We start from the raw sequence: 24717 nt of genomic DNA, 5'->3' as shown, positions 1-24717 counted from the left end.
TGCGCGCGGGCGGGGAGGACCGGTCCTCGACGCGCGCCGCAGTCGGTCGTATCGCCGGCGCCAGCGAAGCAAGGGGCACGTGACGTGGTGGACAAGGTTGCGAAGGACTGGAACGGGGCGACGGTTCGCGCCTGGCTCGACAGCAGGGTGGTCGCCGCGCGGGGCGATCAGGTGGTCGCCGAGAAAGCCGGCTGGGAGCGGCAGGACGATTGCGACAAGGCCAATGCCGAGGAGATGGTCTGCCGTATCCTCAAGGCCAAGAAATCGGTCGACGACCAGCCGGCGTTCCTCGCGGAGCTGGACGCGTTGCTGCAGAAGGACGAGTATATCTGCGCGGGCGTCTACAACGACACGCGGTTCGATCGGCATGTTCGCGCGTATCTGAAGAAACTGCGCAAAATGGCGAAGCTTAACAGCGGCTTCGAGAACGTCGCGCATTACCAGTGATCACCGCGCCGCCTCATTCGCCTGGACGGTAGCGGCGTTCGACGTGCCCTTGTAGCTCGTCCGGGTAGAAATAGACGGGGCGCAGCTTGCCCTCCGCATAGCGCGTCGTCTGATCCGCGAAATGCGGCGAGGCCGGATCGCCGCTCTGGCCGCCGGCCATTACCGCCGACGCCATCACGCGCGGACCGAACGCGACGATCGCGACGAAACTGTTACCGCTGGTGCCGTAATAGCGTTTCGTTCCCGGCCACGGCTTCGCGCCGAACGACGCCAGGCTGCCCCATTGCGCCGAGGTGAAGGGCACCGGGATCGAGGGCTTCGAATCGTCGAAATGAGGCGTGATCGCGTCGTCCAGACGCTGGAATCGGTTGATGTCGCGCCACGGCGTCCGCCAGTCACCGAAATCTTGCGTCAGGCGCGCGACCGCAGCGGATAGCGCGGCGAGCTTGGCGTCGGCGGTCACGCGCGTGGCGATGTAGTCGGGCACGTTCAATCGCTCGGTCTGCGCGAAACTGCCGACCTCGCGCCACAATTGGTCGCCCCAGAAGACGGCGAGGCTGGTGGTGGTCGAACCAGCACCCCAGCGATGATCCCACGCCTTGAGCGCCGCGATCGGCGCGGCAAGCGCCTGGCGTCGCGGGTCACGCGCGGGCAGCGCGTCCCATGCGGCGACCAGCCCGGGCAACAACCGCGCGAAGGCGGGCAAATAGGGATCGAACGCGGCGGTGCGCAGGCGCTCGGCGGTCCAGCCACGCTTGCCGGTCAGCAGCAGGTCCGCATGCACGCCACGCGCATTGCCCCCGACCTGGTCCATGTAGCGCGGATAGTCGACCGGCTTGGGACTGTCGGGGCCGGCCGCGCTCCACGGCCAATCGTTGGTGTTGTGCGCCCAGCCGGTGCGCGGGTTGAGCACGCTCGGCAGGTTGGCGAGCGTATGCAGCCCGTGCCAGTCGGTCGCGGGATCGCTGCCGTCGACGGGGCGGGTATAGTCGAACCGGTCGTCGCGGATCGGCATGAACTGCGGCATGAGAAACGCGATCTCGCCCTTCGCGTCGGCAAACAGCGTGTCGTTGGACGAATTCGCCTTGCGCTCGGCGACCGCGAGGTAGCTGGCGAGATCGGTCGCCTTGGTCCGCAGATAGCTCTGCTCGAGCGCGGGGACGGGTTTCCACATCAACGCGGTGGCGATCCAGCGGCCATCCTTCCTCGCGACGATCGGCCCGTGATGCGTGCGGTAGGTGGTGAAATTGCGCACGCGGATCGCCCCGTCGGCATCGCTGTAACGCAGGCTGACTTGCCGCGTCGTGACCGCCCGGTGTTCCGCGCCGTAGCGATAGGCATAGGCACCGGCGGTGCGCGACACCCGCTCGGCGAACTCGTCGATATTGTCGACCGTCGACGAGGTGTGCATCCAGCCTGCACTGGCGTTGAACCCCTGATAGACGAAGAACTGCCCCCAGGTGCTGGCACCATAGGCGTCCAGCCCTTCGGCGCTGGTCATCTGCGCCTCGGACCGGAAATAGAAGCTGGTATGCGGATTGATGAGCAGCAGCGCATGGCCGTCGGTGGTGAGCCGCGGCGCGATCGCGATGCCGTTCGAGCCCGACGGTTCGCGCGGGATCGTGCCGCGTTCCTCGGGCGTCGGCGGGGTCGCCGTGCCGTAGAAGGTCTTGAGGTCGCTCAGCGAAATCCGCTCGATATCGCCACCGATACTTCCCTCGGTGAAGCTCAGCGCCATCCACGGTTCGAACCGGGTGAGGACCCTCGGCCTGGTCTGCGGATGCGTCGCGAGGTAATAGTTGAGCCCGTCCGCCCAGGCCTGCATGAGGTTGCGCAGCCAGCCCGGGCTGGCCGCATATTGCGCGGGCAGTTCGACCGGGTCGACGAACAGGCGCTGGCGCAGGTCGGCCCACAGCGCGTCCTCGCCGTCCGCCTCGGCGGTGCGGCCGAGCGCGGTCAGATAGTTCGCCTCGATGCGGGCAAAATCATCTTCGGCCTGCGCGTAGATCAGGCCGAATACCGCATCGGCGTCGGTCCGTCCGCGAACGTGCGGGATCCCCCAGTCGTCGCGCGTGATCGTGACCCGCGCGGCCTGTGCCTGCCACCGGGACGTCTCGGTCGTCGGGGGGCTGAGCGGCGAGGCACTGGGCGCCGCCGTCAGCAGGGCTAGCAGGATCACCGGACTGCGCGCGCGAAGGATCATGCCCGAGCGTAAATCGGAACGCCGTGAAACGCCATGCGCCGATCGCCGCTACCCATAGCGTCAGGTTGCGAGGCGGAAGTCAGATCACAGCGCGGTCGCGTACAAGGCGTGGTGCGTGAGGATGAACAACGTGCGCCCGTCCGCACCGCCGACGACGAGTTGCAACGGACGGTCCGGAACGTCGATCCGGCGAAGCAGCGTGCCGTCGGGCCGATAGACGAACACCTGCCCGTTGGCGACGTAGACATTGCCCGCGGCATCGCGCGCGACGCTCTCGCCGCCACGCTCGGCGACGACCTTCAGGTCCGTCACGCTGCCGCCATCGCCAACGAGGCCGCTATAGGTGCGGTTCTCCGATGCGTTGGTGAGGACGACGCGCTCGCCCGGCTTGGCGGCGACGAAGCCGTGCGCGTCCAGCGCATCCGACCAGCGCCAGCCCTGGTGATCGTCGGGCCCCTGGTTCCACACGCGGAAGGCGGGGAGGACGAGCGAGCCATCGGGCGAGACGTATTCCGCGGTCTTTGCCGCGCGCATCTTGGTCGCGAACAGGTCGGCCATAGTCGGGTACTGGTAGGTCTTCGGATCGATCCGGTCGGCGAACTCGCCATTCTCCCACACGTTGGCGGGCAGCACGGTCGCCGCGTCGCGTCGTACGCGGCTGGGCGTCGGGGCGATCACGCGGACGTCGGCGGGTTTCGCCGGATCGATGCTGTAGACGCTGCCGTCACGTCCGGCCGAGGACAGGACGAGCAGATCGCCGGATCGATCGACCGCGAGGTTCACCGCGTCGAGCGGTGCGTCCGCGACGATCGACAGCCCTTCGGTGCTCGACCAGCCATGGATGCGCTGCAAAAAGCGATCGATGAAGTACAGCTTGCCCTTCGCATCGACTGCGCCTCCGGCGATCGAATAGAAGCCGTCCGCGAGCTTCTCGACGCCGGGCGAGACCGGGACCGCCGAAGCAATCGCCGCGGTGGCGGGACCCGCGGGCACGTCGAGCCGCGCGAACTCGCGCTCTCGCACCTCCTGCCTACGGGTCATGTCCTTGATCGCGTTCTCGAACGGATATTTGCTGGCGCGGAGATACGTGCCGCAGCCCTTCGCGTCGCAACTCGCAAAACCGCTCTCGGCATTCACATGGACATTGCGGAAGCGGATATCGCCGGACTCGTACAGCTTCACCGCGGCGTCCATCGGCTTGATCGAGCGCGTGACGCGGTAGCCGTGATAATTGGCGAACAGGATGTTGCGCGAGTGGCGAATCTCGGTCGAGATGGCATCGACGCCGTCGCGCACCTCCTGCTCGGTCTGCGGCGCGAGAAACTCCCAGTTCTCGACGTGATCGAGGACGATTTCGGCACGGTAGTGATGTTCGGCGGACAGTTCGTAGACATGGCCCGGCGTCTTGGTGTTCGAGACGTAGAAGCCGGCCGAGGCGAGCGTGTTGGGCGACCACAGCGCCGCGAACGTCCCGCCGCCGCCGTCGGTCACCCAGATGCTCGGATGCTGGCCGTCGAAACGCGCGCGGGAATCGCCGTAGCCGATCGCCCCCTTGGTCGGCACGGTGCCGGCGCCGCCCTGAATCTTGACGTCGTTGACCATCGACGCCTCGCCCGCGCGCCACAGCAGCGCGGTCGCCCGCGGGTTCACGCCACCGGTCGACAGGCCGAGCCCCGAGACGATGTCGTTGCCGCCCTTCGCGCTCTGGAGCAGCGCTTTCGGTCCGCCGACGCCCATATAGCCAGGTGTCTGGTCGGGCAGGTAGAGTTGGGTAAGGCTGGGATGGAGCGCGATCAGCACGCTGTCCGGACGCAGCGTGAGCGTGTCGGTCAGGCGGTAGCGGCCTGCCGGAAGATAGACGACGCGGTGCGTGTCGATCGCACGCTGGAGCGCGACGGTATCGTCGGTCCGGTCGTCGCCCTGCACGCCGAGATCGCGCGCATTCGTCCAGTCGCGCACCGTCGGCATCACCCGGATCGCAGGCGCGCGCCGGGCGGGCAAACGGGCGAGCGGCGCCATCACGACATCGGTGGCATAGTCCCCGATTGTGCCGAGACCCGGTAGCTTCAGCCCGTAGGAAAAATCGCTCACCCGGTAGGTCTTGCTCGATCCGGTCACCGTCTTGCCGCTGTCGCGGAAGCGGGCGAAGACTGGCGTGTTGGCGGCGACCGCGTTGTCGAAGCCGATCTGCGTGAAGACGCTGTTCTCCGCGGAAATGACGATGCCGGCCTGCGACACGTTCTCGAACCGGACGTCCTTGCCCCAGAGCGAGTCTGAATAGCCGCGGTCGATGTCGATCCCGATCGGCGTGTCACGGATCGCCACGTTGACCAGTGTCAGATCGACCTCGTGTTCGCGGATCGCGGCGTCGCGCTGGCCCTGGAACTCGGAATCGATCAGCGTGAACTGCCAGGCGGGCGACGTTTTTTCGGACATGATGCCGTAGCGGCCGCCGTAGAAACGCAGATCTTCGAACTCATTGCCGGCCTGGTAGACGCCGGCGAGCCCCGACCCGATATGGAAGTCGACATGCCGGAGATAGCCGTGCTGGGCGACGCGGAAGCGGACCGCGACCGCGCCCGTATTGCCCGCGCCGATCCGGAAATCGACGTTCGACAGCGCGGAATAGAAGGTGCTCGAGGTCGCGTCGAAGATGCTCGGGTCGAACGGCTCGCTGGTGGGGGGCGGCACGGGTGCCTTGCCGACATGGTATTGATCCTCGCCGGTGAACGCTACCATCGCGGCGATGCCCGACGCGTAGCCTGCGCTGTTGTCGGCCAGCACGATCTCCGGACGGGTCGGCCCGACCCCGAAGATCCGCACCGCGGACCGGACGAAGATCGTGCGGCTGATCCGGTATCGCCCCGAGGGCAGGAACACGATGCCGCCCTTGCCGCCGGCCGCCGCGGCATCGATCGCCTGCTGGATTGCGGCGCTATCGTCGGTCCGCCCGTCGCCAGCGCCCTGCACCGTGATCGCACCGGGATCATGGGGTGCGCTCAGGTAGACAGAGCTCGATTTTGCAAGCACCGGGGTTGCGAGCAGCATCAACGCGGGGAGCAGCACCGCCGTCCCCAACAGCCATTTCGCCTTCATCGCCCGTCTCCCGTTATCGAACCCGGTCCTACCGTCGGAGACGCTCCGCTTCATCCACTACGAAGGTCGTACGTCGGCGAAGGTCGTAGGTCGGCCCTCGAGACGATGCACGAGTGGCGGCCCGCGGCGATACACCACGGGTCGAGGCCCGCGACGATGGTCGTAGATGATACCGCTATCGGTTTGGCGTAGAACCCGACCCAGAGGCGACATGTCCGACCCGGAGAACCGGCGCGAGGCAATGGGCAAAAGGGGATGGATGATGGAGATGGTCATGCGCGATCGACGGTTGGCCCGGCGCTTCCACGGTGGCGCGGTCAGCGTCGCGGCACTGGCAGCCGCCCTGATGACCACGGCGGCGGCAGGCCAGTCGGCTCCAGTCGCGCCCGCGACGCTGGAGACGCCGCAGATCGCACCCGATGTGCCCGAGGCGACGCGGACCCCGTCGACATCGGAGGACATCGTCGTCACCGGCTCGCGCATCACCTCTAGCGGTTTTAACGCGCCGACGCCGACGACCGTGATCGGCGAGGACCAGATCCTCAAGAACGCGCAGCCGAACATCTTCAACGCGGTCGCGCAGTTGCCGTCGCTGCAGGGTTCGACCGGGACCTCTACCGGCACGTTCAGCACGTCCAGCGGCACGCAGGGGTTGAGCTCGTTCTCGTTGCGTGGCCTCGGGCCCATCCGCACGCTGACCTTGCTCGATGGCCAGCGTGTCGTCGGCGCGAACGTCACCGGCGTACCGGACATCAGCATGTTCCCGCAGCTGCTGGTCAAGCGCGTCGACGTCGTGACCGGCGGTGCGTCGGCCTCCTACGGCTCGGACGCGGTCGGCGGCGTGGTCAACTTCATCACCGACACGCGGTTCAAGGGCTTCAAGGCGAACGTCCAGGGCGGCATCACCAACTATGGCGACGACAAGCAGGGCCTCGTCCAAGCGGCATTCGGTACCGCGCTGTTCGGCGATAAGCTGCACCTGATCGTCAGCGGCGAATATGACGACGAGGACGGCGTCGGCCCGGGCGATTTCGGCACTGATCTCGCCAAGGGTCGAGACTGGTACCGCGCGACCACGCTCGTCAACACCAAGCAAACGAACAACGGCCTGCCGCAGTATAATTATCGCGATTATGCGCAGCCTTACCAATATGCGCGCTACGGACTGATCAACAACGGCCCGTTGCAGGGCATCGCCTTCGACCAGAACAGTGCGCCGTATAATTTCAACTATGGTTCGAACGGCCGTCCGACCGGGACTGGCGACGTTACCAACTGCTTCCCCGGCAACAGCTTCTGCGTCGGCGGCGACCTGTCCGGTGCGCCGGGTTCGGGCGCATCGCTGAAATCGTCGATCGAGCGGCTTAACGGCTTCGGACGGATCGGCTTCGATTTCGCCGAGAACAACGAGGCCTATGTCACCGTCAACATCGCGCAGGTGAAGACCAGCAACCAGCCGAGCCCGGGGTACAACCGTCCGAACCTCACCGTGCAATGCGCCAACGCGTTCCTGCCGCAACTGGTGCGGGATCGTTGTGCGACGGCGATCAACCCCGTCACGAACACCCCGGGAATCACGCAGTTCAACTTCGGTACCAGCAACGGCAATTTCCCCGACCCGCTGGTCCAGACGGATCGTCGCCAGTACCGCTTCGTCGGCGGGCTGAAGGGCAAGTTCGAGATCGGCAGCACGCCCTGGACCTATGACGCGTATTACGAACACGGCATCACGCTCGCGGCGATCGACGTCGACGACACCGTGCTCCAGCCGCGCTACGTCGCCGCGACGAACGCTATCACGCTGAACGGCGCGGTCGTTTGCGCCGATCCGGCCGCGCGCGCCGCCGGGTGCCAGCCGATCAACGTCTTTGGCGGCGCCGTGCCGTCGGCATCGGCGCTCGCTTATGTGACGCCGGCCAACGGACCGCTCCAGCGCACCAAGCTCACGCAGGACGTGGCAAGCGTCAACGTCTCGGGCGAGCCGCTCAACCTGTGGGCGGGGCCGCTGGCGATCGCGTTCGGTGGCGAATACCGTCGCGAATTCTACCGCGTCCACGGCGATCCCTACGGCGCCGGTGTCGCCGCGGTCAGCCCGAACAGCGCAGCCTATCCTGCCGATCCGGTGCTCAATTCGTCGGTGGGCACCAATTGGGCGGCAGGCAACTACAAGAACGGGCGCGGCAAATACGAGGTGTATGAGGGGTTCCTCGAACTCAACCTCCCCCTGTTCAACAACGAGGCGATCGGCCGCGCCAACCTCAACGGCGCGGGCCGCGTGACGCACTATAGCACCTCGGGCACGGTCTGGGCCTGGAAGGCCGGCGGCACCTGGGATACGCCGCTGGACGGCATCCGCTTGCGCGCCGTCACCTCGCGCGACGTCCGCGCGCCGAACCTGTCCGAGCTGTTCGCCGCGCCGACCGTCACGACGCTGCCCAACTTCACCAACCCGTTCCCACCGGGCGGCGGGGTGCAAGCGTTCCAGAACACGATCGGCAACACCAATCTCAAGCCGGAAATCGCGCGCAATACCGAGGTTGGTATCGTCCTGTCGCACCCGTCATGGGCGCCGGGTCTCGGCCTGTCGTTCGATTATTACAAGATCAAGCTCGACGGTGTGGTCTCGACGCTGTTGCCCGACCAGATCGTCCGCTTCTGCTTCGAAGGCAACCAGGCGTTCTGCGGGGGCTTCGTGCTCAACAGTCCGACCCAAGGCGGTAATTTCATCAACGTCCAGCCGTTCAACCTCGCCTCGTGGAAGACCAGCGGGTTCGACATCGAAGCCAGCTATCAATGGAAGAAGCCGCTCGGCATCCCCGGTAATTTCACGATCCGTGCGCTCGGCACGCATGTGAAGGAATTCCTCGTCGACGCCGGGATCGCCGGCGTGGCCGTGGTTGACCAGGCGGGGGCCAACAACGGCAACACGCCGGACTGGAAGTGGCTGGCGACGCAAAGCTACGACAACGAGGTCTTCAGCATCAACCTGCAAGAGCGCTGGTTCTCGGACGGCGTGTTCGGCAACCAATATGTCGTCTGCACCACCGGCTGCCCGGCCTCGACCGCCAACCACCCGACGATCGACTACAACACGATGAAGGGCGCGTTCTACTTCGACCTGGGTGGTTCGGTGAACGTGACCAAACAGGTCAGCATGTTCTTCAAGGTCGATAATGTGTTCGATCACGATCCGGAACCCGCGCCGCAGACCAATACCGGCCTCGACGTGAACCCCGCGCTGTACGACACGCTTGGCCGCTTTTACCGCGTCGGGGTGCGCGCGCGGTTCTGATCCGTGAGCCGGTTCCCGCCATGTTCGGCCGGTGGCTAGGCGATCGGTCCGCTATCTCCTATGTTCCCCGTAATTTGACGCATCCTGGATGCGCTTGATCGACAGGGAAGGAGTGCCTGATTGGCACAGAACGAAAATTTGCCGCCGCGTGCCCGGACCGGGATCGTCGGGCTCGACGATATCCTCAATGGCGGACTGACCCCCGACCGGATGTATCTCGTCGAAGGTACGCCGGGGACGGGCAAGACGACGCTGGGGCTGGGCTTCCTGCTGGCGGGGGCGTCGGTCGGGGAGACCGGGCTCTATATCACGCTGGCGGAGACCGAGGTCGAACTGCGCGCGGTGGCGGCCACGCATGGCTGGTCGCTCGATCCGCTGACGCTGTTCGAGATGGTGCCGGCCGACGGCTTCGGTGAGGATCACGAGCAGACGTTGCTGCATCCGAGCGAGGTCGAGCTTGGCGAGACGATCCGTGACGTGATGGCGAAGGTCGACGAACTGCGTCCGGCGCGCGTCGTCATCGACAGCCTGTCCGAGCTGCGGCTCCTCGCGCAGAGCCCGATCCGGTATCGTCGCCAGATTCTCGCGCTCAAGCACTTCTTCTCGACACGCGCATGCACCGTCCTGTTCCTCGACGACAAGAGCGGGTCGGGCAGCGATCTCCAGTTGCACAGCATCGCGCACGGTGTGGTGTCGCTCGAGCAGACGCTGTCCGGGTTCGGGGCGCAGCGCCGACGGCTGCACATCGTGAAGATGCGTGGGCTGCGCTACCGGGGCGGCTATCATGATTTCGAGATCGAACGTGGTGGGCTGCGCGTCTATCCCCGTCTGGTCGCGTCCGAACACGTCATGGCATATTCGGACGAGGCCGTATCGACCGGGTCCGCCGAACTCGACGCGTTGCTGGGTGGCGGACTGATCCCAGGGACCGCGACGCTGCTGACGGGCCCGGCGGGCGTCGGCAAGACGACGGCCTCCGTCCAGTCGATGATCGCGGCGTTGAAGCGCGGCGAGCGCGCTGCGTATTTCCTGTTCGACGAGCGGCTCCCGACGTTGCTGAAGCGAAGCGCCTCGCTCGGCATGGATCTGATGCCCTATGTCGACAACGGACAGCTCGAACTGCGTGCCATCGATCCCGCCGAAATGTCGCCGGGAGAGTTTTCCGGAGCGGTCCGCGCGGCGGTCGAGGAGCATCGCGCGCAGGTCGTCGTGATCGACAGCCTGAACGCGTATCTGCAGGCGATGCCGAACGAGCAGTTCCTGATCCTGCAGATGCACGAGATGCTGACCTATCTCGGGCAGAAGGGGATCGTCAGCCTGCTGATCCTCGGCCTACACGGCATTACCGGCGATGTTCGCTCCGACGTGGACCTGAGCTATCTGTCCGATACCATCGTCCAACTCCGCTATTTCGAGGCGCATGGCGAGGTGCGACAGGCAATTTCCGTCATCAAGACGCGCACCGCACGGCACGAACGAACGATCCGGGAGTTTCAGATTGGTAGCAACGGATTGTTGGTCGGCGAGCCCCTGCGCGAATTCCAGGGCGTGCTGACCGGCGTTCCGACATTCTCGGGTGAAGGAAAGACGTTGATGGCCAGCCGGATCGGCATGCACGGTACGCGCGACTGAGATGGACGACCGCGTTCTGATCCTGGCGCCGCGGGGGCGTGACGCGGCGATTGCTGCGGATCTGCTCGGCAAGGATGGTATCGCCGCGACGGTGTGCGACGACCAGGCAGGGCTGCTCGCCGAACTCGACAGAGGCGCGGCGGCGGTGCTGCTGACGGAGGAAGCGTTGACGACGGCCGACCCCGCCTCGCTGGCGGAATGGGTCGCTGCGCAGCCGAAATGGGCCGACATCCCCTTTATCGTGCTGGCGAACGGAACCAAGACACCGCGGACGGTGCGCGCCACGCAGCGTCTGAGCGATCTCGGCAACGTCATCTTGCTCGAACGGCCGCTTCATGCCGAAGCGATGCTCGGTGCGGTCCGCTCCGCCTTGACGTCGCGCCGACGCCAATACGAGTTGCGCGATGTCGCCGTCACGCTCGAACGCGCGGTGCTCGACCGGACGAGCGAACTGCGATCGGCGCGCGAGAGTCTGGAGATCGCGCTCGAGGCGGCCGGCATGGGCAGCTGGGATCTCGATCTCGCGACCGGCGAGGCGCGACGGACGCTGCGGCACGACGAGATCTTCGGCTATCCGCAGGGACGCGCGGACTGGAGCGTCGACACCTTCCTCGGTCACATCGATCCTCAGCAGCGGGCTGGCATGGCGCAGGCGTTCGAGCAGGCGCGGCAGTCCGGCACGATCGATGCCGAATGTCGGATCGATGCGGCCGATGGCCAGTCGCGCTGGATCGTCGCCAAGGGCCGCGTTCGCTACGACGATGCCGGCAACGCGGTGCGGATGACCGGCGTCGTGTCCGACGTGACCGAACGCAAGGAATCCGACGCGCAGCTGGCGCAGGCGCAGAAGATGGATGCGATCGGCCAGCTGACGGGCGGGGTCGCGCATGATTTCAACAATCTCCTGACCCCGATCGTTGGTAGCCTCGATCTGCTGCGCCGGCGCCACAAGGACGACGAGCGGACCCAGCGGATGATCGGCGGTGCGTTGCAGGCCGCTGAGCGCGCCGCGACGCTGACGCAGCGGCTGCTTGCCTTTGCGCGGCGGCAGGCGCTCCAGCCAAAGGCGGTGGATATCGGCGCGCTGATCGACGGCCTGGTCGATCTGATCCGGCGATCCTTGGGACCGTCGATCACCGTCACGCTCGAGATTCCTCGGCACCTGTCGGCGGCGCGCGTCGACCCCAACCAGCTCGAACTGGCATTGTTGAACCTTGCGATCAATGCGCGTGACGCGATGCCGGGCGGTGGCAAGCTCACGCTGTCGGTCAGCGAGACGGTCGCCGACGATCGCAACGTCATGGGGCTGGCCCCGGCACGGTATGTCCGGATCGCGGCGATCGACACCGGCATCGGCATGGACCGGGCGACGCTGGCGCGCGCCACCGAGCCGTTCTTCTCGACCAAGGGCGTCGGCAAGGGCACCGGCCTAGGCCTCTCGATGATCCACGGTCTTGCCGCGCAGTCGGGCGGTACGCTGCGCCTGACGAGCGAACCGGGTTCCGGTACCTCAGTCGAGCTCTGGCTGCCGACGACCGACGAGCCTGCCGCCGATACGACCGAGACCAGGGCGGAGCCGGTCATCGCACGGCGTGCGGCCAAGGTGCTGCTGGTCGACGACGAGGATCTGGTCCGCGCGGCGACCGCCGACATGCTGCGCGATATCGGCTATGTCGTGGTCGAAGTTGCCTCCGCCAGCCAGGCGCTCTCGGCGATCCGTGCCGGTGTCGATGCCGATGTGCTGGTCAGTGACTATTTGATGCCCGGCATGACCGGCGGTCAGCTGATCAGCGAACTCTGGGCGTCCGGTCACCGCATCCCGGCGCTGCTGGTCACCGGCTATGCGGCGGCTGGCGAGGACGTCCCGGAAGGCGTAATTCGCTTGTCCAAGCCGTTTCGCCAAGCCGACCTGGCGAGCCGCGTCGACGATCTGCTCCGGCAGGTCCCGCCCGACCGGCCCAGATTGCGCGCGGTGAAGTAATCGGTGCTGGGGACGGTCGCAGACCGCCCCGGACGCTATTTGATCATCCGCGCGATCGTCTTGGCGGCGGCCGCACCGTAAGGTGGCTTCAACCCGGCGAGCTTGGCAACGTCGAGCCGCGACTGCTTGAACACTGCGCGCGTATGGCTGAACGTGCGGAAGCCGTCGATGCCGTGATACGCGCCCATCCCCGACGGGCCGCTGCCGCCGAAGGGGAGGTCCTCCATCGAGACGTGGAAGACGACGTCGTCGAGCGTTACCCCGCCCGAGATCGTCCGGTCGAGCACGCGGCGGCGTTCTGCGTCGTCGTTGCCGAAATAATACAGCCCGAGCGGCCGGTCGCGGCGGTTCACCTGCGCGATCGCGTCGTCGATCCCGTCGTAGCGGCGGATCGGCAGGACCGGGCCGAAGATCTCCTCCTGCATCACGATCATGTCGTCGGTCGCGTCGCGGACGATGTGGAGCGGCATCTTCCGCGAATTAGCGGCGCCGAAATCCTCGTTGGCGGGGTTCACGACCTCGACCGTCGCGCCCTTCGCGCGGGCGTCGGCGATCCAGTCGGTGAGGCGCTGGTGGTGGCGATCGTTGACCACCGAGGTGTAGTCTGCGTTGGCGAGCAGGGTGGGGTACATGGCGCTGGCCGCCGCCTTGATGCCGTCGACCACCTTGGCCTCGTTCGCGGACGGCACGAGCATGTAGTCCGGCGCGAGGCAGATCTGCCCGGCGTTCATCATCTTCCCGAGCGTCACGCGTTCGGTGGCCTTCGCGATATCCGCCGAGGCGCCGAGGATGACCGGCGACTTGCCGCCGAGTTCGAGCGTGACCGGGGTCAGATTGTCGGCGGCGGCGTGGAGGATGTGGCGGCCGATCGCGGTCGCGCCGGTGAAGATGAGGTGATCGAACGGGAGTGCGGAGAACGCCTTGCCGACCTCCGCATCGCCCGACACGATCGCGAGTTCGTCCTGGGCGAAATACTTCGGCGCGATCTCCTCGAACAGCGCGGCGGTCGCGGGCGTGTATTCACTCGTCTTCGCCATCGCCCGATTACCCGCGGCGAACACGCCCGCGAGCGGCCCGACCAGCAGGTTCACGGGAAAATTCCACGGCGCGATAATGCCGATCACACCCTTTGGCTGGTACTCGACCCAAGCCTTTGCGCCCAAAAGCCCCAAGGGAAACTGCACCGCGCGGCGCTCGCGCCTCATCCAGCGGTCGAGATGCTTGGCGGCATGCGCGATCGGCGCGAGCGACGCACCGATATCGGTCATCATCGTCTGCTCGCGACTGCGATGTCCGAAATCCTCGGATACCGCGTCGCAGAACCGCGCCGCGTTGTCCCGCACCATCGCCGCTGCGCGCTTGAGCCGATCGAGGCGCACCGCCATGGTGACGGGAAGCTCCGCCATGAACGCTTCGCGCTGGACGGCGAGGATGGTTTGCATTTCGGTCATAGGAGCATCCTAAAACGGGGGCAAAACGCGAATACGCATGCAACAAGCTAGATGAGCGCCAGCTGGCAGAGGTTCGGTGGAGGGCGATGTGGCCTTTCTGAACCGACCATATCCAGTACGCTGCCGTCAGTTATCAAGTAGCCGTTAGAAGACTTTGCTAACACGGTCGCAATCTATTGCGGAGCAACAGCGGGCACTGCTTCTGGCGTTGAGCTTGGCAGCTTCCAGCGCAGTCTGCCTGCATACATCGACGCGACAGGCTTGCCTGTCACGTCCAGCGCTGGTTTGAACTGCGCGGTTTTTCGTAACTGGCTGCAAGTCTGTTGGTCGAGATCGGCATGATCGCTGGTTTGCGTCACCCGGCATCCAGCGACCTTGCCATTCTTCGCCAGTTTTACCTCGAACGCGACCACTCCTTCCGAACGGGCGCGCAATGCGGTCGGCGGGTAATCCAGCTGAACTGAAATCAACTTCGCTGGCGTCGATGCACCGGCAGAAGCCAGCAGGGCGAATGATACAACCGCTTGCAACATCGTCATCATTCCTCGCCTATCACTGTCCGCTATCAAGTCGCGCTACGGACCATTGATGCCAGCATCGCTCAATGCATCCCTGTAATCAATCGAGTAGCGCGGATGCCGTTTTCCGGATTTCGCGCGCTGTATGCTGCCCGCTCTCAAGCCCCCACCGGCAGGTCCCGGAACGCCTGGTCCTTGTCGACGCGGATTTCGCCGGGGAGGCCGAGGACGCGTTCGGCGATGATGTTCTTGAGGATCTCGTCGGTGCCGCCGGCGATGCGCAGGCCGGGCGCCCACATCGTTGCGGCGTGGAACGCGCCTTTCAGCGGGGTCAGCGCGGGGTCGGCTATGATGCCGTATTGATCGCCGGCCTCGACCGCGGTGTTGCCGATCGCCTGGAGCTGGTTGGCGGCGACGATCTTGCCGATCGAGCTTTCGGGGCCTGGCACCTGTCCCTTCGACAGCGCGGTGATCGTCCGCATCCGGGTGTTGCGCAGGCCTTCGGATTGCACCCACCAGTCGGCGAGCGTCTGGCGGAACGCGGCGTCCTTCAGCAGCGGACCGTCTGCGCCGTTGGCCTGGGCGGCGAAGGCGAGGATGTCTTCGGGCCCAACGCCGCCACTCGTGCCGATCGCGAGGCGCTCGTTCATCAGCGTGAACAGCGCAACCTTCCAGCCGCCGTCTACGGGTCCGAGGCGTTGCGCGTCGGATATCCGGACGTCCTCGAACCAGACTTCGTTGAAGCTCGACCCGCCGGACATCTGATGGATCGGGCGGATTTCGATTCCCGGCACCTTCAGGTCGAGCCAGAACATCGTCAGGCCCTGATGCTTCGGCACGTCGGGATTGGTGCGGACCAGGGCGATGCCGTAGTCGCTGTAGTGCGCGCCCGAGGTCCAGACCTTCTGGCCGTTAATGATCCAGTCGTCGCTCCCATTCTCGTTCTTGGCGCGCACGGCACGGGTACGGATCGCGGCGACGTCCGAGCCGCCGGCGGGTTCGGAGAAAAGCTGCGACCAGATCTCGTCGCCGCGCACCGCAGGGCCCACGAAGCGGTGCTTGGTCGCGTCGTCGGCATAGGCCATCACGGTCGGCACGCACATGCCGAGCCCGATCGTGAAATAGCTGCCATCGACCGCGTGGCGCGCCTCTTCCTGGCCGAAGATGACGCTCTCGATCGGGGTGCCACCGCCGCCACCCCATTCCTGCGGCCAAGTGATGCAGGCGTAACCGCCGGCCGCCTTGCGTGCCTGCCATGCCTTCGCCTTGGCCATGTCGTCGGGGTAGTGGCCGGCATCGTGCTCGGCGATGTTCGCGTCGAGCCAGTCGCGCGCTGCGGCGCGGTAGGTGGCTTCGGCGTCGCTGTCCTTGAAGTCCATGCTCGTCCTTTCAGGCGGCGTTGCGCATTTCGAGTTGGCCGACGAGGCGCTCGCGCCACGCTGCGGGGCTGCCGGCGACGAGCGCGAGCTGGCGCGAGCGGCGGTAATAGAGGTGGCAGTCGGACTCCCAGGTGAAACCCATCCCGCCATGCGTCTGGATGTTCTCCTTCGACGCGAACCAGTAGGCGTCGGAGGCGGCGACACGCGCAGTGGCGGCGGCGAGCGGCAGTTCGGCGGCGCCCGCGTTCAGCGCCCACGCGCCGTAATAGGCGTTCGAGCGCGCGAGTTCGTTCTTCACGTACATGTCGGCAAGCTTGTGCTTGATCGCCTGATAACCGCCGATCTGCCGGCCGAACGCGTAGCGATCGAGCGCATAGCCCTTCGCCATCTCAAGACAGCGATCCGCGCCGCCGAGTTGCTCGAATGCGAGGAGTACCGCGGCCCGGTCGAACACCGCCTGCATCGTGGCGATGCCGTCGTCGCTGCCAAGCTTTTCGCAAGGGGCGTCTGTGAAGGTGAGGCGGGCGGCGCTTCGCGTCGGGTCGAGCGTTTCCAAGACTTCCGCGGAAACGCCGACGCCCTTCTCGACGAGGTAGAGGCCGTCGCGGGCTAGGATAACGATCAGGTCGGCGACGTCGCCATCGGTGACGGGGATCTTCTCGCCGGTGAGCTTGCCGGCGGAGACGGTGGTGCGGACCGAGCGCGCGGTGACCGGGCCGGCGCCTTCGGAGGTTGCGAACGCGCCGACGACGTCGCCCGCCGCGATCCTCGGCAGCCATCGGACCTTCTGGGTGTCACTGCCGTACAGCATTAGCGCCTCAGCGACGAAATAGACGGTCGAGGCGAACGGGATCGGCGCGCAGGCTCGTCCGAGTTCCTCTGCGATCGCGCAGAGTTCGATATGGCCGAGCCCCAGTCCGCCGAATTCTTCGGGGATCGCTGCGCCGAGCCAGCCTTGTTCGCCGACCGCCTTCCAGAGATCAGCGTCATAGGCCCTAGCGGGATCGTCGAGCACTGTGCGGACACGGTCGCTGCCGCAATGCGCGCCGAGAAACTTGCGCGCTTCGCCCTTGAGGAATTTCTGGTCGTCGGAATAATCGAAGTTCATGCGGACTCCTTCGAATGCGCCCAATATTCGTCGCGGAGCAGGCGCTTGTAGAGCTTGCCCGTCTCGTGCCGCGGCAGCGTGTCGCGGAAGTCGATCCGGCGCGGCGCCTTGACGTGGCTGAGGTTGGCGCGGGCGAAGGCGCTGAGCTCGGCAGCGAGGTGCACGCGATCCTCGGTCGGATCGGCGGGGCAGACGATCGCCACCACCTGCTCGCCCATCTCGTCGTCGGGCGCGCCGATCACCGCGACGTCGGCGACTTTCGGATGGGTAACGAGGAGGTTCTCGATCTCGGCGGGATAGATGTTCACGCCGCCCGAGATGATCATGAAGCTCTTGCGATCGGTGAGGTAGAGATAGCCCTCCTCGTCGAGCCAGCCGACGTCGCCGAGCGTCGTCCAGCCGTGCGCGTTGGCGGCTTCCGCGGTCTTGGCGGGGTCGTTGTGATATTCGAACGCCCCACCGCCCGCAAAATACACGTCGCCTTCAGCGCGCGGGGGCAGTGCATTGCCGTCCTCGTCGCAGATCATCGTCTTAGCGGTCAGGTTACGGCCGACCGAGCCCTTGTGCGCCAGCCATTCCGCGCTGGAGATCGCGCAGAACCCGTTGCCTTCGGTGCCGGCGTAATATTCGCCGATGATCGGGCCCCACCAGTCGATCATCGCCTGCTTGACCGGGAGCGGGCAGGGGGCCGCGGCGTGCCATACCGCCTTCAACGACGACACGTCGTAGCGCGCGCGGACCTCGGGTGGGAGCTTCAGCAGGCGGATGAAGTGCGTCGGCACCCATTGCGCGTGTGTGACGTGGAACCGCTCGATCGCGGCAAGCGCGGCTTCGGGATCGAAATGCTCCATCACGACGACGGTGCCGCCGACCTGATGCACTGCCATCGACCAGCGCAGCGGCGCTGCGTGATAGAGTGGCGCGGGCGAGAGATAGACCATCTCGGGCGTGAACCCGTACAGCCCCTTGCCGAGCATCACGAGCGGCGAGACATTGGTCCCGAACGGCTCGTCCGACAGCGCGTGCTTGACGCCCTTTGGCTTGCCCGTGGTGCCCGAGGAATAGAGCAGGATGCCGCCGGGTGAGGGATCTACGATCGGCGTGGCGGGCTTTGCGTCGCGCGCCGCTTCGTATGCCGCGTACCCGTCGATCGCGCCGTCTACGACGTAGCGGCGCACGTCATAGACCATCGGCACCAGCGCGGCGGCTACTTCTGCACATCCCTTGCTCACGATTAGCACTCGGCAGTCGCCGTCGCGGATGATGTACGCCGCCTCGCTCGCGGTGAGCTTCGAGGGCAGACAGGTGCAATAGACGCCGGTGCGCTCGGCCGCCCACATCACCTCCAGATAGCGCGCGGAATTGTCCATCAGCACCGCAATGCCGTCGCCGCGCTTCAGCCCGAGCGACCGGAGCAGGTGCGCGCCCCGGTTCGCCCGTTCGTCGAGGTCGCGATACGTCACCGTCTCGCCCGTCGCCGCCATGATATAAGCGGGTTTCTCGGGGGTCGTCAGCGCGTGCGCGACGGGGTGCATCAGACGCGCTCGATAATGATTGCCGGCGCCATCCCGCCGCCCGCGCACATCGTCACGAGCCCGCGTTTCAGGTCGCGGCGTTCGAGCTCGTCCAGTATCGTGCCGATCAGGATCGCGCCGGTCGCGCCGATCGGATGGCCCAGCGCAATCGAGCCGCCGTTGACGTTCACCTTGTCGCGGTCGAGCTTCAGGTCACGGATGAACTTCTCGGCGACCACCGCGAACGCCTCGTTGATTTCCCAGAGGTCGATGTCGTCGACCGTCAGCCCGGCCTTCGCGAGAACCTTACGCGCGGCGGGGACGGGGGCGTTGAGCATCAGCGTCGGGTCGTCGCCCATGTTCGCCATCGCGACGATCCGCGCGCGGGGTTTCAACCCGTGCTTGGCGGCATAGTCTGCGCTGGCGAGCAGCACGGCGGCGGCGCCGTCGACCACGCCAGACGAGTTGCCGGCGTGGTGGACATGCGCGATTTCGAGGTCGGGATAACGGCGGTTGATCTGCTTGCGATACGTCGTGCCCTTCTCGTCGAGCGGAATGTCGGCGATTCCCGCAAACGACGGGCGCAGCGCAGCGAGGCCCTCTGCGGTGGTGTCGGGCCGCGGATATTCGTCCTTTTCGAGCACCAGCGCGCCGGTATCGTCGGTGACCGGGACGAGGCTGCGATCGAACCGCCCTTCGGCGATCGCGACCGCGGCGCGCCGCTGACTTTCGAGCCCGAGCGCTTCGAGCGTTGCGCGGTCGATCCCCTCGATGCTGGCGATCGCGTCGGCACAGATGCCCTGGTTCGATTGCGGATGCGCCGCGTCGAGCCTGGCGTTGCCCGAGCCGATCCCGAGCGGCCGCTTCCCCGCCGCCATGTCGTCCTGCATCATCGTCGTGGTCAGCGACATCATCTCGGTACCGCCGGCGATGACGAGGTCTTCCATTCCGCTCATGATCTGCGCCGCGGCGAAGTTCACCGCGGTAATCCCGCCGCCGCAGAACCGGTCGAGCGTCGTCCCGCTCGCCTTGACGTCATAGCCCGCATCGAGCGCCGCCATCCGCCCGAGATCGCCGCTTTGCTCGCCACGCTGAGTCGAGGTCGACCAGATGATGTCGTCGACATCGGCGGTATCTAGCTTGTTTCGCTCGGCAATCGCCTTCAGGACGGTCGCGGCGAGATGTTGGGGGTGCATGTGCGCAAGCGCGCCCTTGCCGGTCTTGCCGATACCGCGCGGGGTACGGACGGCGTCGATGATCAGTGCCTCGGCCACATCGCTCTCCTGTTGCACCCGCCGGTTCGGTCGTGGTGCCTGGTGCCGGATTGCCTCCGGCGTCTGTACGGCGTAACATTCGTTATGGGGATTGGCTTGTCAAGCAGGGTATTGGTGGAAGAGGCGGTCGTACCGCGCGCGGATCTGGCACCACGCGACTGGCTGGAAATCGGCTTGCAGTTGTTGAAGGATGGCGGGCTGCGTGCGCTGAAGCTCCGCGGCCTGGCGCTGACGCTGGGCGCATCGACGGGTAGCTTCTATCATCATTTCAAGGACTTCGATGGCTACCACGCGGCGCTCGCGGGATATTTCATCGAGGCGCAGATCGATCCGCTGGTCGAGTCGCTGCAAGCGTCCGACCTGGCGCCGGTCGAGCGCATCCGCGCATTCGCCGATCATGTCCGCGACTTCGACTTGTCGCAATTGGCGCTGGCGATGCGCGCCTGGGCGAAGAGTGATCCACGCGTGGCAGCGGCGATCCGCGAGCATGACGACAAGGTCATGGCGTTTCTGGTCGAGCAGCTGACGGCGCATGGGTTCGACCCGGTCGAGGCGGGGATCCGGGCGTTCGCATTGCTCGCGATCGGGTTGAGCGAAGTCCATTCGGCCGACGGGCTGGACCGAAGCGTGTTGCGCAATGGGTTGCTCACACTGCTGTGCGAGCGGTAGCATATACGGGCAATGCGACTCCGTAAAAAACGGAGCGCGAACAAGAGGATGCGGGCATGCAGACGTATGACTACGTGATTATCGGCGCGGGCTCGGCCGGCTGTGTGCTCGCCGCGCGACTGACCGAGGACCCGGGGGTGAGCGTACTGCTGCTCGAGGCGGGCGGCCGCAACGACGGCGTGCTGGTGCGGATGCCGGCGGGGGTCGGCGAACTCATCAAGAGCAAGAACGCGAGCAACTGGGGATTCTCGACCGAGCCCGAACCGCATCTCGACAACCGCCGGCTGTGGTGGCCGCGCGGCAAGGGGTTGGGCGGCAGCTCGTCGATCAACGGCATGATCTACACGCGGGGCCATCCGCAGGACTATGACGAGTGGCGGCAGATGGGCTTGCCGGGCTGGTCGTTCGACGATGTGCTGCCGTATTTCAAGCGGCTCGAAGGCCATCATCGCGGCGAATGCGATCTGCACGGTGGCGCGGGCCCGCTGACGATCTCGGGCGGCGAGTCCGACAGCCCGTTCTACGATGCGCTGGTCGAGGCGGGGCGGCAGGCGGGCTATCCGGTGACTGAGGATTTCAACGGCGCGAGCCAGGAGGGCTTCGGACGCTACGACCTGACGGTCGCGGACGGGAAGCGCTGGAGCACCGCGGCGGCGTATCTGCGGCCGGTATTGTCGCGGCGCAACCTGACCTGCGTCACGGGCGCGCGGACGACACGGATCCGGATCGACAAGGGGCGTGCGACCGGCGTCGATTACGTGCTCGACAAGGGCGCGCGCGCGGAGTCGGTAACCGCAGCGCGCGAAGTGTTGTTGTGCGCGGGGGCGGTGCAGTCACCGCATATCCTCCAGCTGTCGGGAATCGGCGATCCCGATCGGTTGACCGCGGCGGGCCTCGGCGTGGTGCATGCGCTGCCCGGCGTCGGCGAGAATTTGCAGGACCATCTCGACGTCGTGATGAACTGGAAATCGCGCGGGCTGCGAACCGGGTACGCGATGACCAAGGGCGTCGGGATGATCGGCGTCGGGCTCAATTACCTGTTGCGTGGCAAGGGGGCGGGGCGGCAGCAGTTCCTCGAGGCAGGCGCGTTCGTGGCGTCGCGCGAGGGGCTGTCGCGGCCCGACGTGCAGATCCACGCGGTGCTCGCGATCATGCAGGATCACGGCAAGGTGAAGGCGACCGAGGACGGCTTCACGCTGCATCTCTGCCAGTTGCGGCCGGAAAGCCGGGGGCGGATAGGGCTGCGCTCGGCCGATCCGTACGCCGATCCGGTGATTGCGGCGAATTACTTGGCGACGGCGGAAGATCGTCGGGTGATGCGCGCCTGCATCGGGATCGGTCGCGACGTGGCGCGGCAGGCGGCGCTCGATCCGTACCGTGCGGGGGAATTGTCACCGGGCGAGGATGTGCGGACCGATGACGAGATCGACGCCTGGGTGCGGCGGACGGCCGAAACGATCTACCATCCGGTGGGGACGTGCAAGATGGGGACCGCGGACGATAAGCTGGCGGTGGTCGATGCGACCTTGGCTGTGCGCGGGCTTCGAGGGTTGCGGGTGGTAGACGCCTCGGTGATGCCGACGCTGATCGGGTCCAACACCAACGCGCCGACGATCATGATCGCGGAAAAGGCGGCGGATATGATCAAAGGGCGGCAACTGGCGCGGGCTGCCTGACGGCGATCGGTATTTGCATCCTCCCCCGCCAGGGGGAGGTGGCACCGTAGGTGACGGAGGGGGAGGACACGGAGCCGGCGTTTCGCTTTCCTCCCCCTCGTCTGGCAAACGCCAGCCACCTCCCCCTGGCGGGGGAGGATTAGCAGGTCGCGTTCACCTGGACGGAACGACTTGGCCCCTTGCCGCCTTCTCCGTGGGACCGGTGAGGACGATCTTACCGCGGCGCCATCCGGATCGCGCCATCAAGCCGCACGTCCTCCCCATTGAAATACCCGCATTCGATCATCGTCAGCGCCAGTGCCGCGAACTCCTCCGGTCGCCCCAGCCTTTTCGGAAACGGCACTGACGCCGCCAGCGCATCGCGGACCTGCTGCGGGGCGGCGGCCAGCAAAGGCGTGTCGAAGATCCCCGGCAGGATCGTGTTCACCCGGATCCCCTCGCTCATTAGGTCGCGCGCGATCGGCAGCGTCATCCCGACGACTCCCGCCTTGGAAGCGGAATACGCCGCTTGCCCCATCTGGCCGTCCTCCGCCGCGGCGCTTGCCGTATTGACGATCGCCCCCCGCTCGCCGTCCTCGCCGGGTTCCAGCGTCAGCATCCCCGCCGCCGACTTCGCGAGGCAACGGAACGTGCCGACGAGGTTGATCTGAATGATCCGGTCGAACGCATCAAGCGGGAAATGCTTGATCGACCCGTCCTGCTTCGATCGTCCCGCGGTCTTCGCCGCGTTCCCCGTCCCCGCGCAATTGACCAGGATCCGCTCCTGGCCGTGCGCCGCGCGCGCCGCTGCGAACCCCGCATCGACGCTGTCGTCGGACGTGACATCGACCTTGCAGAACACCCCGCCGATCTCGTCCGCGAGCGCTTCACCTTTGTCCGCTTGAAGATCGAAAATCGCCACCTTCACCCCCCTGGCGGCCAGCGCGCGCGCCGTGGCGGCACCAAGGCCCGACGCGCCGCCGGTCACGACGGCAGCAGTGTTTGCGAGGTCCATGCATCTCTCCTGTCAAAGCGCCGGGATCCGCGCCCCGGTTGCAGAACATTAGTTATGCCCGTATCCTGGCGTTGCCAAGCCGGCATGTCGCTGAGGATCCGCCGATGAGCCACGCCATGTTGCAGAACGCCCGCCCGCACTGGCTCCCGCGTCAGCGAAAGGGCGCGCTCGATCATATCCCCGGCAATTACGGCCTGCCCCTCGTCGGCAACACCTTCAAGTTGCTCGCCGATCCGATCGCATTCTCGGCGAACATGGCGGCGCGGTACGGCCCGGTGTATCGCAATCGCGCGCTCGGCGGGACCGGCGTCAACCTGCTCGGCCCCGACGCGAACGAACTGGTGCTGTTCGACCGCGACAAGATCTTTTCTTCCGAACAGGGCTGGGGGCCGGTGCTCAACCTGCTGTTCCCGCGCGGCCTGATGCTGATGGATTTCGACAAGCATCGCGCCGACCGGAAGACGCTGTCGGTCGCGTTCAAGCCCGAGCCGATGCGGCATTATGCGACCGAACTCGATGCCGGGATCGAGGCGGCAATCGGCGGCTGGGCCGGGCAAACCTTGCGCTTCTACGACGTGGTGAAAAAGCTCACGCTCGATCTCGCCGCGACCAGTTTCCTGGGCGTGCCGCTCGGCACGGAGGCGGACCGGATCAATCAGGCGTTCGTCGACGAGGTCCAGGCGAGCGTCTCGCCGATCCGCAAGCCGTGGCCGGGCACGCAGATGCGCAAGGGGGTGAAGGCACGCGCCTATCTGGTCAACTTTTTCGAGCGCGAAATCCCCGCCCGGCGAACTGGCGACGGGCAGGATTTCTTTTCGCAATTCTGTCGCGCGACCAATGACGACGGTGCGCCGCTGTCCGCGCTGGCGATCGCCGACCACATGAACTTCCTGATGATGGCCGCGCACGATACCATCACCTCTTCCGCGACGAGTCTCGTCATGCTGCTCGTGCGCAACCCCGAGTGGCAGGAGCGGTTGCGCGAGGAAGTCGCCGCGCTGGATACGACGCTGCCGCTGACCGAGCAGCTCGATCGCCTGATCCTTACCGAATATGCATTCAAGGAATCGCTGCGGATGATGCCGCCCGTCCCGTCGATCCCACGCCGCGCGCTCAAGGATTTCAGCTTCGGCGGGTATGATATTCCCGCAGGGACGAGCGTCGGGACGGCGATCACCTATACGCACCGGATGGCCGAATACTGGCCCGATCCCGAGCGGTTCGATCCGCTGCGGTTCACGCCCGAGGCGTCGAAGGGGCGCCACCGGTTCGCCTGGGTCCCGTTCGGCGGCGGCGCGCATATGTGCATCGGGCTGCATTTCGCGACGATGCAGATGCGACTGCTGATCGCGCATCTGCTCACGCGTTACCGGATCGAGGCGGCGGCGGGCAGCGGCGATGCGTGGCAGGTCTTCCCGATCCCGCGGCCTAAGGATGGTTTGCCGGTGACGTTCGTACCGCTTGCCACCCCGTAATAGTGTGT

At 66.1% G+C, this 24717-nt stretch carries 16 protein-coding genes; 7 read left to right on the top strand and 9 right to left on the bottom strand.

What is annotated here, in order from left to right; all coding sequences use genetic code 11:
- Positions 1-87: 87 nt before the first annotated feature.
- Entirely contained in the window at positions 88-447 is a 360-nt protein-coding gene (locus O6Y00_RS12010; RefSeq protein WP_353442849.1) for a hypothetical protein, read from the top strand.
- A 13-nt stretch (positions 448-460) separates the two neighbouring features.
- Here O6Y00_RS12010 and O6Y00_RS12005 read toward each other — a convergent pair whose 3' ends face one another.
- Together O6Y00_RS12005 and O6Y00_RS12000 are read right to left on the bottom strand one after the other, a co-directional pair.
- Complete coding sequence (locus O6Y00_RS12005; protein WP_353442848.1) at positions 461-2650, bottom strand: penicillin acylase family protein; 2190 nt, start codon at positions 2648-2650, stop codon at positions 461-463.
- Between the two features lie 84 nt (positions 2651-2734).
- Positions 2735-5746, bottom strand: a complete 3012-nt coding sequence (locus O6Y00_RS12000; RefSeq protein ID WP_435368620.1) for a glycosyl hydrolase family 28-related protein — start codon at positions 5744-5746, stop codon at positions 2735-2737.
- Between the two features lie 274 nt (positions 5747-6020).
- Here O6Y00_RS12000 and O6Y00_RS11995 point away from each other — a divergent pair, with 274 nt between their 5' ends.
- From O6Y00_RS11995 to O6Y00_RS11985, 3 genes are all read left to right on the top strand, one after another.
- Positions 6021-9038 (top strand): TonB-dependent receptor plug domain-containing protein, encoded by a 3018-nt coding sequence (locus O6Y00_RS11995; protein WP_353442847.1) that lies wholly within the window; start codon positions 6021-6023, stop codon positions 9036-9038.
- Between the two features lie 120 nt (positions 9039-9158).
- Complete coding sequence (locus O6Y00_RS11990) at positions 9159-10670, top strand: ATPase domain-containing protein (RefSeq protein ID WP_353442846.1); 1512 nt, start codon at positions 9159-9161, stop codon at positions 10668-10670.
- 1 nt (position 10671) lies between these two features.
- A complete protein-coding gene (locus O6Y00_RS11985) occupies positions 10672-12651 on the top strand; it encodes a PAS domain-containing hybrid sensor histidine kinase/response regulator (protein WP_353442845.1) in 1980 nt (659 codons plus the stop codon).
- Between the two features lie 35 nt (positions 12652-12686).
- Here the strand turns inward: O6Y00_RS11985 and O6Y00_RS11980 are convergent, their stop codons facing one another.
- From O6Y00_RS11980 to O6Y00_RS11955, 6 genes are all read right to left on the bottom strand, one after another.
- Complete coding sequence (locus O6Y00_RS11980) at positions 12687-14102, bottom strand: coniferyl aldehyde dehydrogenase (RefSeq protein WP_353442844.1); 1416 nt, start codon at positions 14100-14102, stop codon at positions 12687-12689.
- Positions 14103-14275: 173 nt separating this feature from the next.
- Positions 14276-14641: an energy transducer TonB gene (locus O6Y00_RS11975; protein WP_353442843.1), complete on the bottom strand. Its 366-nt coding sequence runs from the start codon at positions 14639-14641 to the stop codon at positions 14276-14278.
- Between the two features lie 137 nt (positions 14642-14778).
- The gene (locus tag O6Y00_RS11970; RefSeq protein WP_353442842.1) at positions 14779-15999 is read right to left on the bottom strand and encodes an acyl-CoA dehydrogenase family protein; all 1221 of its coding nucleotides are present in this window, start codon (positions 15997-15999) and stop codon (positions 14779-14781) included.
- Positions 16000-16009: 10 nt separating this feature from the next.
- The gene (locus tag O6Y00_RS11965; protein WP_353442841.1) at positions 16010-17107 is read right to left on the bottom strand and encodes an acyl-CoA dehydrogenase family protein; all 1098 of its coding nucleotides are present in this window, start codon (positions 17105-17107) and stop codon (positions 16010-16012) included.
- A complete protein-coding gene (locus tag O6Y00_RS11960) occupies positions 17104-18642 on the bottom strand; it encodes an acyl-CoA synthetase (RefSeq protein ID WP_353442840.1) in 1539 nt (512 codons plus the stop codon). The genes O6Y00_RS11965 and O6Y00_RS11960 overlap by 4 nt, the downstream gene beginning before the upstream one ends.
- Entirely contained in the window at positions 18642-19895 is a 1254-nt protein-coding gene (locus O6Y00_RS11955; RefSeq protein WP_353442839.1) for an acetyl-CoA C-acetyltransferase, read from the bottom strand. Before O6Y00_RS11955 ends, O6Y00_RS11960 begins: the two co-directional genes overlap by 1 nt.
- Before the next feature lie 114 nt (positions 19896-20009).
- Between O6Y00_RS11955 and O6Y00_RS11950 the strand changes: the two genes are divergently transcribed.
- Entirely contained in the window at positions 20010-20564 is a 555-nt protein-coding gene (locus tag O6Y00_RS11950; protein WP_353442838.1) for a TetR/AcrR family transcriptional regulator, read from the top strand.
- Between the two features lie 56 nt (positions 20565-20620).
- A complete protein-coding gene (locus O6Y00_RS11945; protein WP_353442837.1) occupies positions 20621-22240 on the top strand; it encodes a choline dehydrogenase in 1620 nt (539 codons plus the stop codon).
- A 214-nt stretch (positions 22241-22454) separates the two neighbouring features.
- Here O6Y00_RS11945 and O6Y00_RS11940 read toward each other — a convergent pair whose 3' ends face one another.
- Positions 22455-23234 (bottom strand): SDR family NAD(P)-dependent oxidoreductase, encoded by a 780-nt coding sequence (locus O6Y00_RS11940; protein ID WP_353442836.1) that lies wholly within the window; start codon positions 23232-23234, stop codon positions 22455-22457.
- 104 nt (positions 23235-23338) lie between these two features.
- On the opposite strand from O6Y00_RS11940, the gene O6Y00_RS11935 reads away from it, so the two are divergent.
- A complete protein-coding gene (locus O6Y00_RS11935) occupies positions 23339-24709 on the top strand; it encodes a cytochrome P450 (RefSeq protein WP_353442835.1) in 1371 nt (456 codons plus the stop codon).
- Positions 24710-24717: the final 8 nt, after the last annotated feature.

The organism is Sphingomonas faeni (assembly GCF_040407565.1).
GTDB classification, from domain to species: Bacteria; Pseudomonadota; Alphaproteobacteria; order Sphingomonadales; family Sphingomonadaceae; genus Sphingomonas; species Sphingomonas faeni_F.
The sequence above is the reverse complement of the archived record's forward strand: the minus strand, read 5'-3'. Positions and strand labels throughout refer to the sequence as shown.

Excerpts from the sequence above, each read along its gene's own strand:
- O6Y00_RS11995 (WP_353442847.1), top strand. The coding sequence starts at position 6,021 with ATGCGCGATCGACGGTTGGCCCGGCGCTTCCACGGTGGCGCGGTCAGC.
- O6Y00_RS12005 (WP_353442848.1), bottom strand. The coding sequence starts at position 2,650 with ATGATCCTTCGCGCGCGCAGTCCGGTGATCCTGCTAGCCCTGCTGACG.
- O6Y00_RS11970 (WP_353442842.1), bottom strand. The coding sequence starts at position 15,999 with ATGGACTTCAAGGACAGCGACGCCGAAGCCACCTACCGCGCCGCAGCG.
- O6Y00_RS11965 (WP_353442841.1), bottom strand. The coding sequence starts at position 17,107 with ATGAACTTCGATTATTCCGACGACCAGAAATTCCTCAAGGGCGAAGCG.
- O6Y00_RS12000 (WP_435368620.1), bottom strand. The coding sequence starts at position 5,746 with ATGAAGGCGAAATGGCTGTTGGGGACGGCGGTGCTGCTCCCCGCGTTG.
- O6Y00_RS11945 (WP_353442837.1), top strand. The coding sequence starts at position 20,621 with ATGCAGACGTATGACTACGTGATTATCGGCGCGGGCTCGGCCGGCTGT.
- O6Y00_RS11940 (WP_353442836.1), bottom strand. The coding sequence starts at position 23,234 with ATGGACCTCGCAAACACTGCTGCCGTCGTGACCGGCGGCGCGTCGGGC.
- O6Y00_RS11980 (WP_353442844.1), bottom strand. The coding sequence starts at position 14,102 with ATGACCGAAATGCAAACCATCCTCGCCGTCCAGCGCGAAGCGTTCATG.
- O6Y00_RS11975 (WP_353442843.1), bottom strand. The coding sequence starts at position 14,641 with ATGACGATGTTGCAAGCGGTTGTATCATTCGCCCTGCTGGCTTCTGCC.
- O6Y00_RS11960 (WP_353442840.1), bottom strand. The coding sequence starts at position 18,642 with ATGCACCCCGTCGCGCACGCGCTGACGACCCCCGAGAAACCCGCTTAT.
- O6Y00_RS11985 (WP_353442845.1), top strand. The coding sequence starts at position 10,672 with ATGGACGACCGCGTTCTGATCCTGGCGCCGCGGGGGCGTGACGCGGCG.
- O6Y00_RS11935 (WP_353442835.1), top strand. The coding sequence starts at position 23,339 with ATGAGCCACGCCATGTTGCAGAACGCCCGCCCGCACTGGCTCCCGCGT.